Annotated in this window: 14 protein-coding genes; 6 read left to right on the plus strand and 8 right to left on the minus strand. The window is 66.6% G+C overall.

Going from position 1 to position 15,321, the window contains the following annotated elements; translation table 11 throughout:
- Window positions 1–713 precede the first annotated feature (713 nt).
- A complete protein-coding gene (locus BQ7471_RS07615) occupies window positions 714–1,670 on the minus strand; it encodes a phosphatase PAP2 family protein (protein ID WP_235821267.1) in 957 nt (318 codons plus the stop codon).
- A 243-nt stretch (window positions 1,671–1,913) separates the two neighbouring features.
- Between BQ7471_RS07615 and BQ7471_RS07620 the strand changes: the two genes are divergently transcribed.
- The 3 genes from BQ7471_RS07620 to BQ7471_RS07630 all read left to right on the plus strand — a co-directional run bounded on the left by BQ7471_RS07620 (window position 1,914) and on the right by BQ7471_RS07630 (window position 5,416).
- Window positions 1,914–2,378, plus strand: a complete 465-nt coding sequence (locus tag BQ7471_RS07620; RefSeq protein WP_205408270.1) for a YbjN domain-containing protein — start codon at window positions 1,914–1,916, stop codon at window positions 2,376–2,378.
- Window positions 2,375–2,854, plus strand: coding sequence for a YbjN domain-containing protein (locus BQ7471_RS07625; protein ID WP_076465349.1), 480 nt, complete (start codon window positions 2,375–2,377; stop codon window positions 2,852–2,854). The genes BQ7471_RS07620 and BQ7471_RS07625 overlap by 4 nt, the downstream gene beginning before the upstream one ends.
- A 117-nt stretch (window positions 2,855–2,971) precedes the next feature.
- Window positions 2,972–5,416: a DEAD/DEAH box helicase gene (locus tag BQ7471_RS07630; RefSeq protein ID WP_076466269.1), complete on the plus strand. Its 2,445-nt coding sequence runs from the start codon at window positions 2,972–2,974 to the stop codon at window positions 5,414–5,416.
- A 251-nt stretch (window positions 5,417–5,667) separates the two neighbouring features.
- Here BQ7471_RS07630 and BQ7471_RS07635 read toward each other — a convergent pair whose 3' ends face one another.
- The 6 genes from BQ7471_RS07635 to BQ7471_RS07660 form a co-directional block, all read right to left on the minus strand.
- Window positions 5,668–6,153 (minus strand): Rv3654c family TadE-like protein, encoded by a 486-nt coding sequence (locus BQ7471_RS07635; protein ID WP_235821268.1) that lies wholly within the window; start codon window positions 6,151–6,153, stop codon window positions 5,668–5,670.
- Entirely contained in the window at window positions 6,150–6,536 is a 387-nt protein-coding gene (locus tag BQ7471_RS07640; RefSeq protein WP_076465350.1) for a TadE/TadG family type IV pilus assembly protein, read from the minus strand. Before BQ7471_RS07640 ends, BQ7471_RS07635 begins: the two co-directional genes overlap by 4 nt.
- Window positions 6,533–6,772: a DUF4244 domain-containing protein gene (locus BQ7471_RS07645; protein WP_083663311.1), complete on the minus strand. Its 240-nt coding sequence runs from the start codon at window positions 6,770–6,772 to the stop codon at window positions 6,533–6,535. Before BQ7471_RS07645 ends, BQ7471_RS07640 begins: the two co-directional genes overlap by 4 nt.
- A gap of 275 nt (window positions 6,773–7,047) precedes the next feature.
- A complete protein-coding gene (locus BQ7471_RS07650) occupies window positions 7,048–8,226 on the minus strand; it encodes a type II secretion system F family protein (protein WP_083663312.1) in 1,179 nt (392 codons plus the stop codon).
- Window positions 8,223–9,398, minus strand: coding sequence for a TadA family conjugal transfer-associated ATPase (locus tag BQ7471_RS07655; protein ID WP_076465353.1), 1,176 nt, complete (start codon window positions 9,396–9,398; stop codon window positions 8,223–8,225). The genes BQ7471_RS07650 and BQ7471_RS07655 overlap by 4 nt, the downstream gene beginning before the upstream one ends.
- Window positions 9,395–10,513 carry a CpaE-like family protein gene (locus BQ7471_RS07660; RefSeq protein WP_076465355.1) on the minus strand — a complete coding sequence of 373 codons (1,119 nt, stop codon included), beginning with the start codon at window positions 10,511–10,513 and terminating at the stop codon, window positions 9,395–9,397. The genes BQ7471_RS07655 and BQ7471_RS07660 overlap by 4 nt, the downstream gene beginning before the upstream one ends.
- A gap of 115 nt (window positions 10,514–10,628) precedes the next feature.
- On the opposite strand from BQ7471_RS07660, the gene BQ7471_RS07665 reads away from it, so the two are divergent.
- On the plus strand, window positions 10,629–11,435 hold the full coding sequence (locus BQ7471_RS07665; protein ID WP_076465356.1) for an HAD family hydrolase: 807 nt from the start codon (window positions 10,629–10,631) through the stop codon (window positions 11,433–11,435).
- Between the two features lie 49 nt (window positions 11,436–11,484).
- On the opposite strand, the gene BQ7471_RS07670 is transcribed toward BQ7471_RS07665, so the two are convergent.
- Window positions 11,485–12,324 carry a hypothetical protein gene (locus BQ7471_RS07670; protein ID WP_076465358.1) on the minus strand — a complete coding sequence of 280 codons (840 nt, stop codon included), beginning with the start codon at window positions 12,322–12,324 and terminating at the stop codon, window positions 11,485–11,487.
- A gap of 107 nt (window positions 12,325–12,431) precedes the next feature.
- Here BQ7471_RS07670 and BQ7471_RS07675 point away from each other — a divergent pair, with 107 nt between their 5' ends.
- Both BQ7471_RS07675 and BQ7471_RS07680 read left to right on the plus strand, forming a co-directional pair.
- The gene (locus tag BQ7471_RS07675; protein ID WP_076465359.1) at window positions 12,432–13,406 is read left to right on the plus strand and encodes a hypothetical protein; all 975 of its coding nucleotides are present in this window, start codon (window positions 12,432–12,434) and stop codon (window positions 13,404–13,406) included.
- 78 nt (window positions 13,407–13,484) lie between these two features.
- Window positions 13,485–15,278: a hypothetical protein gene (locus BQ7471_RS07680; RefSeq protein ID WP_076465361.1), complete on the plus strand. Its 1,794-nt coding sequence runs from the start codon at window positions 13,485–13,487 to the stop codon at window positions 15,276–15,278.
- Window positions 15,279–15,321: the final 43 nt, after the last annotated feature.

A 15,321-nucleotide genomic window follows, 5' to 3' on the forward strand; every position in this document is an offset into this window, starting at 1 on the left:
TGTTCGTCGCTTCATTCACTTGTTTCCCGCATGATCGACCGCCCGTCCTTGGTGCTGCGAGATGCGACCGATGCCGCCGACCGCCCGGCGGGCGGTCCCGGCAGACCTGGTCCGCCCGCTCGTTGTTCGTGTTGGCTGGCATAACTGCACACAGTCTGTGTGTTGGTTCGTGGTGGTCTGTTGAGTTGTTGTTTATATCTGCAGTTCACAGTCACGGACACGTGTGTCGCACAGTGTGGTGTTCGGGGAGTGTGTGCAGTTTGGCTGGTTGCCGTTCGATCGGACGCTATTACAGCATCCTTCCGTCTGCGGGTGGATCAGTGCGTGTTTCCACACGCTGTGGTCCTGTTCCACACGGTGTGGCCTTGTTCGGAGCGGTGCGGCCTGGATGTGAACGGTGCAATGTTCGGATGGTGTGCGGAGTGTTCCGATGGTGTGTGTAGCGTTCGGATCGGCGTTGGTGTTGTGGGGCGCAGGTGGCGGCGTCGACCAGCGCAGGCTTCGGTCGCGGGCACGAGTCGCACAGCCAATCCGAAGCGGACGAGGACGGAGCCCCACCACCTGTGTGTGCTCGGGCGACCTGTGGTCGGCCCCACCGACTGCGAAAACCTTAGACAACCACAGACGAAGGCGCGGCACAGCACGCCGATTCCACCGCTCCCTATGACAACCTCGTACGCATCTTTCGGATCGCCGGTCGTGGGACTTTCGGATCACCGGTCGTGGGAATCGCACAGGGAGTCGACCTCGTGGATGACGAAGCCGGTGACGCTGATGATCCACAGCATCCCGGTCACGGCAAGCAGGCGCGCGCGCCACGGCTGCTCCGCCAAGAAATGGGAGAACCCGTAACCCGACGCCCCGGGAGTCGCGACGGCTGCGACATCCACTCCGATGAGTGCGATCACCGAGGCGACGACGGCGAAGGCGAAGACGATGACGACTGCCCACAGCATTGTGCGGCGCATCCCGGGGACATGCCGGGCCCGCTGCTCGATGGGGGTGAGCAGCAGCGCCCACGCTCCACAGATGAGGACGGAGACGAGAACATCGGCGAGACGGTGCCACGCCGACATCATGACGGCGAACCCCATGAGCGCAGTCCACAGCCACCCCACCCACGCGGACGGGCCTCGCAGCCATTCAGGCGCCACCATGACCAGGGCGAGGGTCACCGACATTGCAACAGTCGTATGACCCGATGGCAGCGAGTTGGGGATCACCGTCGTCACATCGAGATCGGGCCGTTCCAGCACTGCTTTAAGCAATTGGGTCGACGCATTCGCGGCGGCGACCATGCCGACGGCGCGACCGGCGAGGGTCGGGCGACGCCTGGCCACTGCTACTCCGACGACTGCGACCGCGACGAGAATGATCGCCGGCACCGACACGAGCCCCGTGATGAGCGAGGCGTACGAGCCCAATGAGAATCTCCATCTCATCGCCGCCTCCATGAAGAGGGTGTCGGCGCTTTGACCCCAGGCGGTGTATACCGCGCCCCGGGTGAGCGCCGCCGCGGCGATGATGCAGGCAAGGGCCGCGACGAGCCTCCTGCGCAGCCTGGCCCCGTACCACTTGGCCTCCGACAGCGCCCGGCGCTCCCCGGCGGACGGGCGGGGTTCGGCGGAGGGCCGGCGAGTGCGGTCCGCCGATGGGTGCTCGTATGACATCGGAGGCTCCTTCCACATCGCTATCTGCATCGGCCCGGACTTCATCTGTGCTGCGCGCAGTCGGATGACGTTCGAACGCCACCTTACCGTCTTATGCTGCACGATCCCCCGGCGGGTCCTCGACAGTGACTGAATACCGACGAGCATCCGCTCACCGCGCGCACTCGTTTGCCCGGGCCGAGGCGTGCGCCCTCGGATAGAGTTGGTGAGACTGAGTTGCCATCCCTCGCCCCAGGAGAATCCGTGCCCGCCACGACGCCCGTCGACACCGAGCGAATCAGAACGTTGCTCGCCGGTCGCGACGTTTCCTTCGGCCAGTTCGACGATGCCGAACTCGCCTGCCCCACGCGCAACGCCGTCTACTTCTGGAACGCCTCAAACCCGCAGATCCTGCAGCTGCGCGCTCAGTGGCGGGGTATCGCTGAAACGGACGCCCAATTCACCGACCTCGTCGATGAGGTCGCCGCCTGCAACTCCACGCGCACCGGCCCCAAAGCCTATCTCGCACCCCTGGAAGACGGGCGCCGATACGGCCTCATCGCCGAATGCAATGTCGTCGCAATGGAGGGACTCACCGAAGCCCAGTTGAATTCCTTCTTTGAAACATCCATGGCAATGATCATGGGGTTCTTCTCCGATCTCGAAGAGGGGCTGCCTGATTTCGTCACTTGGGCCGATGAGTCCACACCAGTGCAGGAGCAGGCATGAGCACCCCCTATTCCGTCCCCTCCGACGACTCGACGCCCTTCCCTGTCGACTTCGCCCGCCTCGTGACCGATGTGCGTGACATGGGCTACGAACTCGACATCCTCCTCGAAGGGCGAGCCGCAGGAGCCGTCTTCGACAAGGTCCTCTTCCTCCTCACCTTCGATGCATCGGGACGCTTCATTTCGATCCGCGCCATGTGGGACACGGAGCTGTCGGCCGATGCCGCAGCGCATTCGATCTTCGCGGCGGCGGACTCGTGGAACCGCGAGAAGTACTTCCCCACCGTGTACTGGATCCCCTCGGACTCCGGTTCGGTGCAGGTCTGCGCCGATTTCGTCATCGACGCGGGCGCTGGAGTGTCGCGCCGCCAGCTGCGCGAGAATATCTCCGCAGGAATCTCCACCGGCATCTCCGCCATCGCATACATGAAGGAAGCCGCGGCTCACACACTCGGTTGGATGGATCCGCGCACATAGTCCGCCACAAGGAGGTCACTGGTGGAGTCCACACCCTCGTCGACGCCTCCACCCGGCGTAGGCGCCCTCGTCGATCTGTTGCACCGGCGCAGCGCCGACAATGATTGCCTCGTCGGCATGCACGTCCTCCCCGGGCGCAGTGCCCGCCACGCAGACTGGCCCGCATGGGTCGCTCCGCAGGTCGTGGCCGCGTGGGCCGCGCGCGGAGCGGAGTGCCCGTGGAGTCACCAGGCCCAGGCGCTCGACGCAATTCACAGCGGACGTGACGTCGTCGTCGCCACTGGCACCGGCTCGGGCAAGTCCACCATCGCATGGACGCCGATCCTCTCCGACATTATCGAGGGCGACGAAGTCGGGCGCATCTCCCAGATCCGGCGCCGACCCACGTGCTTGTACATGTCGCCGACGAAGGCTCTCGCCGCGGATCAGTTCGCAGGCCTCGGGCGCCTCCTCGGATCCGGCGCCTCGGGCACAGGCTCGGAGCTCGCCGGGGTGCGCGCCACCACCGCCGATGGGGACACCCCGCGCGAGGCGAAGGACTGGGCGAGGACGAATGCCGACATCCTCCTCACCAACCCCGATTACCTCCACTACGTCATGCTGCCCGGCCACGAGAGGTGGACCCGTTTCCTCGCGTCCCTGCGCTACATCGTCATTGACGAACTCCACCACTGGCGCGGCGTCACCGGCAGCCACATCGCCCTCGTTATCCGCCGCCTGTTGCGCATCGCCCACCATCTCGGCGCCGACCCGCGGATCATCATGCTCTCGGCGACCATCCGCGACCCCGCTGCAGTGGGCGAAGCGATGACGGGCAGGCCGACACTGGCGATCGACGAGGACGGCTCCCCAGCGGGAGCGCACCACCTCGCCCTGTGGCAGGGGCAGCTCATCGCCGACGAGTCGGAGGTCGACATCTCCGACTTCCTGCGCGCCGCCTCAGGAGAGGATGTCGTTGTGGAGGCGCCGACGCGCCGCCTCTCCGCACACACCGAAGCCTCCCGGCTCGGCGCCGCAATGGTCGCCGAGGGCGCCCGCCTCCTCACCTTCGTCCGCTCCCGCGGGGGCGCGGAAACAGTGGCGGCGCAAATGCAGCGGCGTTTGAGTGCCCTCGGCTCCCCTGACGCGGGCAGGGTCGCCGCCTATCGGGGCGGATACCTGCCCGAAGAGCGCAGGGCGTTGGAACGGGGACTGCGCACGGGCTCTCTGAGGGCCGTCGCGACGACCTCGGCACTGGAGTTGGGGCTCGACATCTCCGGCCTCGATGCGACGATCAGCGCCGGTTGGCCCGGCACGCGTGCCTCCCTGTTCCAGCAGATCGGCCGCGCGGGGCGGGCGGGCTCTGCGGGAGTGTCCGTGCTCATCGCCTCCGACAATCCCCTGGATGCTTATCTCATCCGCCACCCGGACCAGATCTTCGCGCCCGTCGAGTCCGCGGTCATCGACCCGGGCAATCCGTGGGTCCTCGCCCCGCACCTGTGCGCGGCTGCATCGGAGCTTCCCTTGTCGAAGTCGCGCAATGACGATGAAGACCTGCGGCTTTTCGGCCCGGGTTTTATCGCTCTGGCGGAGCGTTTGACTGCCGATGGTTATCTGCGGCGCAGGGAGGCCGGCTGGTTCTGGGATGCAACGAGGCTCGAACGCGTTTCGGATCTGACGGATCTGCGAGGCGGCGCGGGGGATGTGCAGATCGTGGACGCCCGTTCGGGGGCAGTCATCGGCACCGTTGACGAGGCTGCAGCCGATGCCCAGGTCTTCCCCGATGCGATCTACGTCCATCAGGGCCGCACATTCCACGTCCTGTCCCTGTCGTCCTTGGAGGCCCCCATCCGGGAGGATTCGGTGCAGCAAACGCCGGTGTCCTCACTCATGCCCCCCTCCGCTAGAAGGTCGGCGGATCGGACGAGGGTCGCCGTCGTCGAGGAGGTCCGCACCCCGCTACGGACGAGGGCGAAACAGCACGTGTCGGTGTCGATCGTCAACGCCGAACGATCGTGGTCATCGTCCGACGGTCTCGTCACCTGGAGATTCGGCGCAGTCGATGTGTCGACGCGGGTCACCGACTACGATCTGTTGCGCCTGCCCGGCCTGGAGTTCATCCGCAACGTGGAGCTGAGGATGCCGACGAGGACTCTTGAGACGAAGGCCGTGTGGTACGAACTCGGCCCCGGCGCACTCGTGGCGGCGGGGCTGGAACAGGAGGATCTTCCCGGGGCGCTGCATGCGGCTGAGCATGCGGCGATCGGCCTATTGCCGCTGATCACGACCTGTGACCGCTGGGATCTGGGCGGCTTGTCGACTGCTCTGCACGACGACACGGGAACGGCGACGGTATTCGTCCACGATGCCTTCCGCGGTGGCGCGGGGCACGCGGAGTGCGGTTTCGACAGGGCATCCGAGTGGGTTGAAGCGACGTGGAATGCTGTGGCATCGTGCGACTGCGAGGAGGGGTGTCCGCGCTGTATCCAGTCCCCCAAGTGTGGGAACGGCAATGAGCCCTTGTCCAAAGCGGGCGCCCTCGCGCTCATGGACTTCCTGAGGGAGCGCTGCCCCGGGGAGTAGCCGCGCCCGGCCGCACCGCCATCGTCAGTCGCGGCGGCTCCGGAGCGGCGGTGCTTACTGCAGACACCGTGAGGGGCCGACCGAAGCGGTCGACCCCTCACGGCATCCCATCAACACAGTGCAAGTCTTCGAATATGTCCCTTTCTCGCCTCTCGTGGTGCTCGCTCCACTCGGGGCATTGGCTCGATGGATATAAAGATACGGAGCCCTCCTTGTAACACCATGGAGTGGGCCTGTGAGTTTCCTGGGAATTAGTCGCCCCGGATTGAGCTTTCTTCGGGCCCGGCGCGAGAGCGGGCCCGAAGCGTCACCGACCATCCCGCGATCACCGTCGCATCGGAGACGATCACTCTGGTGTCCGCACCCACGACCTCGCAGGATTCGAGGGTCATGGAATTGCGCTGAGCAACTGTCGCCGCTTGGTCGCAGGGCCGCGACCCCACGTCCTGGAAGGGTGCCGTCGCAGACGCATCCCCTCCCGCCAGTGCGGCGAGGTCGCCGACCGCTTCGACCCGGGCTCGCGCCGCGTACACGTCGCCCATTGCGCCGACCGCGATGGCGAGGACGAGCGCGCAGGCGACAATGCCCGCGACGAGGACGGTGCCCGAACCCCGCTCTCCCCGACGGAGCCCCGAGTCCCGACGCTCGCCGTTCATGCCGATCCGCATGCAGATCACTGCGATGAGCCACGACGCGCCGACGAGTCCGCGACTCATTCGCGGGGTGCGGGATCTCATGGCGCTGTCGATTCCATGAGGGTCTGCACCGTGCACGAAGCGGATCCCGCTGTGAAGGATCCGATGGCGACACCGGGCGCTGTTGCGGTCGCCGTCACCCATCGTTCGGATCGTGACAGGTGCACGGCGCCTCCGCGCTCCGCGAGCACTCCGAGTGCCTTATCGGCCACCGATGCGCTATCGGGGGCACCGAGCGAATAGGCGCGCGCCCCTTCGCGGGCGGCGTGGCACAGCCTGTGCCGTGTCAGGGAGGTCTGGGCGACGACGAGGATGAGGGCGATCATCGTGACGACGGCGACGAACCCGATGGCGAGTTCGACTGTGACGGATCCGCCGTCGCGCCCCCGCCCCGGCCCCCGACGGCGCTCGGGCAGTGCCCTCATAGCGTGAGCGCGGACTCGATGATGCCCTGGAGCAATCCTTTGACGGCCCCCGATTTCAAGATGACGAGGAGCAGGCCCGCGAATCCCGCTGCGGCCACTGCTCCGATCGCGTATTCGACTGTTGTCGACCCCTCTTCTGAATCCCGCCCGTCGGCGCGCGCAAGGGATTCGAAGTGCGCTGCCATTGCGATGCGCGCCGCGATGAGGCGCGTGTGGGCTGCGGCGATCGTGTACATGAGTCCTCCTGAATGTAGTACCGGTAATCGGCCCCGATGTGGGGGCTTTCAGACTCGTTGACGCGGGCGCTCGCGGCGAGTGCGCGGCCTCTGCTCTGTGAACGAATTGGCCTGTCGCACTTCTTTGTGGATCGAGGTGCGCTGTGCACGCACCGCACTATTATGACACAGCGTCAGAAAACAATGTTGTTGTCCACCCCGCCGACCAGCGCCCGCGGGGCGCGCTCGTCACCCTGGCACTCCCCTCGGATCGGACTCGGAGCTGATAGGGGGCTCTACGTGAATCCGCTGCCCGTCGCCATGAGGTGCATGATGATCGGCAATATTCCGAGGGCGATGAATGCGGGCAGGAGCAGGGCGCCCAGAGGGGCGACCAAATGGACACCGAGTTTCTCGGCTTCAATGCGGGCGTCGGCCGCACGCCGGGAACGGATTTGAGCGGATGCGCGGTGGAGCATCGGCCCCGGCGCCACCCCGTCGCACCAGGCGGATTTGAGGGCGCGCGCGAGCGCCCGCGCCTCTTCGGGGGATTCCTCCCACGCGCGATCCCAAGCGACCCCGAGCGCGATCTCGCGGCCGATCCTCTCGAGCCGCTCACTGCCTTCGGCCATTCCAAGGGCTTCAATGATGCGGGGAATCGACGCTCCTGACTCCAAGCCCGCGCAGGCGAGGTCGCATAGGACCGCCGAATCGACTCCGTCGGCTGAGCATTGGGCGCGCCTGATCAGAGTTCTGCTCACAAGATGAGCCGCGATCATGCACGAGACGCCGACGAGGGCGGATAGTGTTCCCACCCCGCCGTCAGTGAAGCGCGCTATCGGATCGGCGCCCAGTCCCCATGCGCCGCCGAGTGCGACGAGGGGCAGGGCGGTCATGATTCGCGCGGAGGTCTGTACTCCTGAGGTCGCGGCTTGTCTCGATTCCTCAGCCGATTCGGCCTCGTCGACTCCGTCGGCGACGAGGTCGAGCACCTGTGCGACGGGCGAGCCCAGCATGACCGTCAGCGAGCATGCCGCCTTAAGGGTTTGCGCCGCTCGTCGCGCGGCCCTGGCCCTCACTCCCCTCCCCCTCCAGTATTGTCGCAGGTCACCGAGGCCCCTCACCTCGGCAAGGGAGTGCTCGTGAGCGAGGGCGGCCACGACGCGCGGAACTCCCCTGTCGTCAATACCGCACCAAGGCGGACGAAGTTCCGCCTCATCCCAGGCGGCGCGCCATGCGCCATCCAGGGGAGCACCCGCGCGCAGTCTCGCTGCGACATCGACGATGAGAAGTGCGAGCACCGGGCCGCTGGGCTCGCGCGCGCTTCCCGCTATCGCCCGCGCTCTGGCGTGTTCTGTCGCACGACTGCTCGTTCTCCGCCACGCGACAATGCATCGGCGCCGGTAGACTCCATCGCCAACGATGACCATGGCGACGAGCACGACGGCGCTGACACCGAGGAGCGTCCCCATCATTCGCCCCGGTCGGGTACGAATGCATCACAGTCAATCGGCCCGGTGACGACGCAGAGCCTGTCCCATCCGGCGTGTGTGCGCGCTGCTCCGTCCTCGTCGACGGTGAGGGCGAGGACGGAGCGCAGTTCCCCGCCTTCTCGTTCCAATACGGCGACCTGCGCCACCCACCGCCTTCTGTTCACGCCGTCTGCCCCGACCGGGCCCCTGCGCATATGAACGACGGCGTCAATCGCTGCGACGGCCTGCGCGGCGATCGCCGTGTCGCTCATCCCCGCAAGCGCTCCGAGCGCCATCAGACGCGCGGGCACATCGTCCGCCCCATTGGCGTGCAGCGTCGCCCACCCGCCGTCGTGGCCCGTGTTGAGGGCAAGGAGGACATCGCGCACCTCGACTCCCCGGCATTCACCGAGGATGAGCCGGTCGGGCCGCATCCTCATGGCGGCTCGCACGAGTTCCGACAGTGGGATCGCGCCCGCCCCCTGGATATTCGCCCTCCTCTCGGCGAGGCAGACGATATGCGGGTGGTCGGGCCGCAGTTCGGGGATCTCTTCAATGCAGACGATCCGCTCGTGAGCGGGGACGAGGCCGAGGAGCGCGGACAGTAGGGTCGTTTTCCCACAGCCCGTCGCCCACGAGACGAGGACATTCGCGCGGCGTTCGACGAGCCTGCGCAGTACCGCCGCCATGAGCGCAGCGATGGAGCCCGATTCCTCCATATCTGTGATGCTCAGCGCCTGCGCCCGCGATGTACGCAACGACACAAGGGTTCCCGATGCGCTCGGGTGGGGCAGGACCGCGTGAAGCCTCACTCCTCCGGGCAATGTCCCATCGACGATGGGGCTCGAGTCATCAAGGCGTTTGCCGCAGGCAGCGGCCATGTGGATGGCGAGGCGACGGGTCCCCTCTTCTCCTGCAATCGCGGTGTCGACCCGTTCGAGTCCCCCGCCGCGGTCGATCCACACGGCCCCGGAGTTGATGAGGACGTCGGTGACCAGAGGGTCTGCAATGAGGGGCGCGAGGTCGGGGCCGATCCCCTGGGCGAGTGTACGCACCCGTTCCATCGCCATAGTGGCCTCGCGCATGCCCGATCCGGGGCGCGCAGTCGATTGGATCGCACGTGCCAGGCCCTCTCCCGCTGCGAGTGCTTTGAGTGCCGCGTCGTCAGTGGTCATGAAGCCTCCTGAGTGAAGCGGTTCGCCCAGTGGCGTCCGAGGAGTCGCCGCACTGCGGTAGTGATGTCGTCGCGTCCGAATCGAAGAGCCCTACTGCCCGATGCATCGGCGTAGGACAGGAGTGGTGCCCCCGGCGCCGCCGCTTCGATGTGCTCGCGGTGGCCGCCGCGGAAGACGAGGATATGGGGCAACTCAGGCGTCCACAATTCGTAGGAGCAGGCCAGAACGGATGCCCCACGAAGGCCGGAGTGTCCGACAAGGACGAGGGCGTCCATATAGGCAATCGATCCTCGGTGCGCGCCCTCCCCCCAGCGCCCCGCGTCAACGACGATGAGGGGATGGTCGCCCGCACCGCGGCGAATGCGGATTCCCCTGCGGCAGGCGTCAATCACTGGGATGAGCCGCGGATCCACGGGGTCTGCGACTCCCCCGACGTCTCCGGCGAGAAATGGGAGGCTCCCCGACTCGGGCAGGTGCGTGATGAAGTCCGCGGCGAAAGCGTTTTCGGCGGGGTCGATATCGCACCACCTGAGGCCCGGGTGCGCCGCTGCGCCCTCGTCAATGATTCCGGGAGCGGACCCCGAGGCGTCGATGAGCACTCCTCCTGCACGGATTGCGAGGCGGTGAGCGAGTGTCGACGCCCCGGCCCCTCCGTTCCAGCCGCACACGCCGATACAGGCAATTGGTGCTGTACGGCCGGACTCCGACTCGTAGTCTGAAGCATCGATAGCCCGCGCCGAGCACTGCCAGGCGCGCGTCAGCCACGAGGCTCGCAAGCGTCCAGAGCGGCTGCCCGGTGGCGTCTCCTGCGCTGTTGCCCCTTCGGTGGAGGCGATGATCTGAGCGAGCAGGGAATTGTCCTGTGGCAGGCGCAGACTCCCGCGCTCCCCGATGCGCACCGTCGCCACTGCGAGACCCGCCCAGTGGGCCGCCGTCTGCGCATCTTGGGTACACACGAGGGCGGGAAGGGAATCCTCGTAGCTCATCGTCCATTCGGTTCCCCCTACGAGTGCGAGGATGTCGCGGACATGCGCGAGGTCGGGGCCCGTCAGTCCATCGCAGTGCACGCCCCGCCTGGGCGTCTGGCGCCCCTGGGCTTCATCTGATCCCGTCATGGTCCTAGGCCACCTCATTGGCACCACCGAACACAAGGACGCGACAGCGGATCTGTGGAAGACTTATTCAACCGATGAAACTGTGGATAACGACACCCCGCCTAGTGGAGGCCCGATGACCGATCAGCCGTCATCTACTCGCTGCGCAGCATTCTTCGACCTGGACAAGACGATCCTCGCGACGTCCTCGTCGCTCGCCCTGCAGGGCTCCTTCGTCGACGCCGGGCTCATTTCGAGGCGCGCCGCACTCATGTCGGTCATCGTCCACCTGCCCTATCTCATCCAAGGCGCCGATGAGGAGCGGATGGATCAGATGGCGCGCGTCATCGGCGATCTCGCTCGGGGCATGGATGCGCATGCGGTCGAGAGGATCGTGGAGGATTCGCTGGGCGCAGTCATCGACCCGGTCTGCTACGTACAGGCGCTCGAGCAGATCGCCTCCCATCGCGCACAGGGGCATCCGATCGTCATCGCCTCTGCCTCCGTCGAGCAGATCGTCCGCCCGATCGCTCGGATGCTCGGGGCCGACCACGTCCTGGCGACCAGCGCGGGCATCGACGAGAATGGCGCATACACCGGGGAGATCCTCCACTACAACCAGGCGCATGGCAAAGCAGAAGCGTGCGCGAGGCTCGCAGCACAACAGGGCTGGGACCTGGCCGAATGCTGGGCGTATTCGGATTCCGTGTCGGATGAGCCTCTGCTCGCGAGCGTCGGGCACCCCGTGGCGGTGAATCCCGACAGAGGACTGCGCGATATCGCTGTTGAACGAGGCTGGCAGATCATGCATTTCACGACGAGGGCGAGAGTGCGCCGCCGAGTCCCGCAACTCCCGCTGCCCGTCGCGGCCGCCGGGGTCGGCATCGCGGTGGGCGTCGGCGTCGGCGCATGGGCGCTCCTCGCATCTCGCAGGGCCGCCTAGGCCATCCGATTCCCCGCCGTCACATGTGGCGCACACGGCGGCTAAATACTCACGACAGCTTGCGCGCTTGAACGTGGAGCGCGATGTCGGCTCCCACCTCGGCGCCGTAGACGATGGAGTCGGCGAAGTGGACCATCCAGCGGGCGAGCCCGTCCTCGTCGACACTCACCCACCCCGCGAGGTCGCGCACACCGCCCGCCTGATCGAGGGCGTCGGCCGCTGAAATGACGCATACCCCCGTCGGGTCGACGCCCCTGACGGTGAGGACCCACCGGGCAAGAGCCGCCCCGACCGCGGCCGAGGCGGGGGTGAAGACCTCGCGGACGCGGAAGTGCGCGACGAGGGCGGCTGCGGATTCGATGGCTCCGAGTCCGCTTCCCAACAGCCGTATCGCGTAGGCGAGCCGGACCGGATCAGCGGGGATCGCCACACCACTGGGGTCGAGGCGCCCCGACTCGACGAGCGCGGAGCACAAGTCCCTGTGCAGGGATGCGATAAGTGCGGGGAATGCGGGCGGACGGTGAAGCGCCGACATGCGCGTATTGAGAGGCGGGAAGAGGGAGACGAGGTGGAATTGAGCCCTCCACGCTCCCAGAGCGGCATCCATCGCGGGATCATCTGCGGCGCGCCCCTCGCCACGGGCATCCTTCAGGGAAGCGATGCGCAGGTCGTCAACGCTGGTGCGCGCACCCATGAGGATCGCGAGTGCGGTCGCCTCCCTGACGCCGGCCTCTGCTCGGGCCTCCTCCCATCCGCGCCGCAGCCCTTCGTGGAATCTCAGGTCGGCGAGCACGCCGCGGGCGGAATCGAATGCCCCGCGCACATCAGCGCGTCCGGCGACGGCTGCGATGAGGCTGATCTCAGGATCGACGAGGGCGTCAATAGTCACCCGTCAAGAGTACGTTGCCGCGGCTCGGAGAGCCCGGCTCCGCTCATCAGCGAGGGCGGGCAGGGCGCGCCCCCTCCAAAGAACTCGTAAAGCACCATACTTAGGGTATGCCGACTCCATCGCCCCTGTCCTCAGCGCATGCGCGCAGCGGCCTCTACGCGCTCATCTTCTCGCCCATCGCCCTCGTCCTCCTCGGGTCGTCAATGGTCGACGTCCAAGGGCAGACGGCGATCGGCCAGCCCCTCGCATCTGTGGAGGGACTCATCGGCATGGCACTGGCTTCCATCCTCCTCGCCCTCATTTCCATGAACTGCGAGGAGTCCCCTGCAGGCATGATCGTGACCTCCGTCGTCTCCTTGTTCATCGGAGCGGCACAATTCACCGGTTTCCTGCGCATCCCGCTCTTGCAGTCGACGCGCATCGACGCATTGGATATGCGCGCGGCCGTCGTGTGGAGCCTCTATCCCGTGTCGGTCACCGTCATGACGGCGTGCGCCGCCATCGCCATTGCGTCGGCTCGACACGCGCCGACCGTTGTCGACGCCGATACTCCCCGGCGAGTGCTGCGCGAGCACAGACATGCGTGGGTGACCTCCGCGACCCTCCCTCTCGCCCTGCTCGCGGTGGTCCTCACCATCATGATCGCCCCCGACGATACGACATCGGTCGCGGCACACGGCCTATCGGGACTGTCCTCGTCGCATCCGCTCATACCCGTGTACGGGCTGGTCATCGCCCTCATCTTCGGGTGCATCACCCTCATGTCGGTCCACTCGCTGACTGGCCCTCAACTCGTCGCGTGGATCGTCCTCGTCATTCCCGGCTATATGCTCGTCCCACTGTGGACGTCCCTCACCGGCAAGGTTGCAACGCCCGGGTATTCGCTGTCGACCCAGGTGTCGCTCGCCGCCCCCGTTCTGACTGCACTCGGCCTTGTTTTGGCGACGACGAGCGTCGGCGTCCATTGGGCGCGGCCACGCCCCGTCGCCGCCCCCGAGGATGAGGGAGAGACAGTCGTCAAGGAGGGGCCCGAGGACGCTGTTGCGCTCGACGACGAGACGGTGACGAACCCGTCCTCCTGAATCGGAGGCGGGCCGACATATGAGCGTGGAATTGCGCCGTTTTCCCGCTATCGTGTGCCCACAAGCAGGAGGAGCACCATGTCTGATACGGATTTCCGCGGCCCCACAGAGTCGGGGGATGCAGCCGACACCGAGTTCACTCTCGACCCCGCCTTCGTCTTCGAGTCCGTTCCCCGAACCGACGGGGACTCAGATCCGCGACGAACCGACGCGGACGAGCACGTCGATTCGCACGCGGATGACCCGGAAACCGATAACGAGTCCGCGTCCACGGATGATTCCACAGTTGAGCCCTCCGACGTCAAACAGCCGGAAGAGGCCGACACTGCGGCTCATGAGGACGCGCCGATTGCGGACGGGGATGCCACGGTCGCGCACGAAAATGCTCCTTTATTCGACCAGGACGAGGAGCCGACACGCTTCGATGAGCCGGAACCGGTTGAAGAGAGCCTCCGGGTCGACGAGCCGGACCCCATAGCGGCTGAAATGGATGACGCCGCTGCTCCGACGCCCGAAACCTTCGAAGAACCCGAGGCGCCCGCCCCTGACATCGACACCGTCGAGGAGCCGATGACGGCACCGGTTGCGGACAAGGCCGAAGAATCCGAGGACCCAACCCGCGATGCCGCTGCTGAAGAAGCACGGCTCGTCGTCGAGGAGGCCGGACCCGTCGTCGCCAAGTATGACGAGCTCAGCGTTGAAACGAGCGGCCCCGTCCTCGTCGATGAATCGCCGGACGAGACGGCGAACTCATCGCCCCTCTCGCCGTCTCCCGCAGATGCGGCGCCCATCACGGCGCCCGAAGCGATGCCCGCCCCTGTGGACGCGGACGACCCGTCGGAGAGGATGTGGGCGGCGGTGCGCGACCGGGGGGCCGTCCTCACCGGTGAAGAAGTCGACATGCCCGGCGAAGTCACCGACGCCGAGGACATCATCGGAGAGTCCTCCCCCGTTGAAACCGCTCAGATCGAACCGGTGATCGTCGGCCATCGCACGACGACCATCCCCGCGATGAGCCCGCAGCCGGAGCCCGAACCCGAAGCCATCTCCACTGACCCGACGCCGACGCCGCGCGACGTCCTCGCGAACCGCACAGAACCAGAGGCGACTGCCCCTACCCCGCGCTCGGATCTGGAAGACACGCTGACACGGCGCCGCTCCCTCATCACCCCGGCGCCCCTCGACGCGCCCGAACCCGAAAGAGAGGCCGCGTGGAAGCCCCGCGAAGAGACCGCAGGGCACCGCATCGCCTCAACGACGCCGAAATCCCTCGATGACGCGCTCTTCGAAGGGACAACCCTCATCGCGGAGGTCCCTTCACGGACCGGGGCGCATTGGGGCTCCCTACTGGGGACCCTCATCGCGGCGCCCGTCGCCTGGTACCTCATGGCGGACGCGGGGGCGCGCTTCACCCTCGCCGACAATAACTCGATGACGACCGGGATCGTCTCCGCTCTCGGGGTGGGCGAACTCCTGGGGGGCCTCCTCGCCCTCGCCGTTATCGTCGCCTTCGCCCGCACATCATCACTGGGCTCCTGGTTCACCGGCGTCCTCGCGCTCATCGCGGGACTGCCGTGGGTCATCGTACCCGGGCTGACGGCGCAGACCGTGCTTCCGATGCTGCGCTGGCTCGACCAGTGGAACACCTTCGGGGCGAATATCTCCCACCACCTGCAAGCATCCGGCTATTCGGGTCGCTTCATCATCGCAGGCGCGCTGCTCATCGGCATGGGAATCGTGTCCCATTCGGTGCGCAGGCGTGGACGCGACGAGGAGGCGCTTCGCGCGCAGGTCGAAAAAGTGAATCCGGTCGGTGCCCATTTCACCGCCCGCGACCGGCGCCAGGCGGAGAAAGCGGCGGACCTGCGCTGAGCGTGGTCGTATTCCCACACCGGTCATCGCTCGTTGACGAATT

The organism is Actinomyces mediterranea (assembly GCF_900155595.1).
Lineage (GTDB): Bacteria > Actinomycetota > Actinomycetes > Actinomycetales > Actinomycetaceae > Pauljensenia > Pauljensenia mediterranea.

Excerpts from the sequence above, each read along its gene's own strand:
- BQ7471_RS07615 (WP_235821267.1), bottom strand. The coding sequence starts at position 1,670 with ATGTCATACGAGCACCCATCGGCGGACCGCACTCGCCGGCCCTCCGCC.
- BQ7471_RS07625 (WP_076465349.1), top strand. The coding sequence starts at position 2,375 with ATGAGCACCCCCTATTCCGTCCCCTCCGACGACTCGACGCCCTTCCCT.
- BQ7471_RS07630 (WP_076466269.1), top strand. The coding sequence starts at position 2,972 with ATGCACGTCCTCCCCGGGCGCAGTGCCCGCCACGCAGACTGGCCCGCA.
- BQ7471_RS07635 (WP_235821268.1), bottom strand. The coding sequence starts at position 6,153 with ATGAGATCCCGCACCCCGCGAATGAGTCGCGGACTCGTCGGCGCGTCG.
- BQ7471_RS07640 (WP_076465350.1), bottom strand. The coding sequence starts at position 6,536 with ATGAGGGCACTGCCCGAGCGCCGTCGGGGGCCGGGGCGGGGGCGCGAC.
- BQ7471_RS07645 (WP_083663311.1), bottom strand. The coding sequence starts at position 6,772 with ATGTACACGATCGCCGCAGCCCACACGCGCCTCATCGCGGCGCGCATC.
- BQ7471_RS07650 (WP_083663312.1), bottom strand. The coding sequence starts at position 8,226 with ATGATGGGGACGCTCCTCGGTGTCAGCGCCGTCGTGCTCGTCGCCATG.
- BQ7471_RS07655 (WP_076465353.1), bottom strand. The coding sequence starts at position 9,398 with ATGACCACTGACGACGCGGCACTCAAAGCACTCGCAGCGGGAGAGGGC.
- BQ7471_RS07660 (WP_076465355.1), bottom strand. The coding sequence starts at position 10,513 with ATGACGGGATCAGATGAAGCCCAGGGGCGCCAGACGCCCAGGCGGGGC.
- BQ7471_RS07665 (WP_076465356.1), top strand. The coding sequence starts at position 10,629 with ATGACCGATCAGCCGTCATCTACTCGCTGCGCAGCATTCTTCGACCTG.
- BQ7471_RS07675 (WP_076465359.1), top strand. The coding sequence starts at position 12,432 with ATGCCGACTCCATCGCCCCTGTCCTCAGCGCATGCGCGCAGCGGCCTC.
- BQ7471_RS07680 (WP_076465361.1), top strand. The coding sequence starts at position 13,485 with ATGTCTGATACGGATTTCCGCGGCCCCACAGAGTCGGGGGATGCAGCC.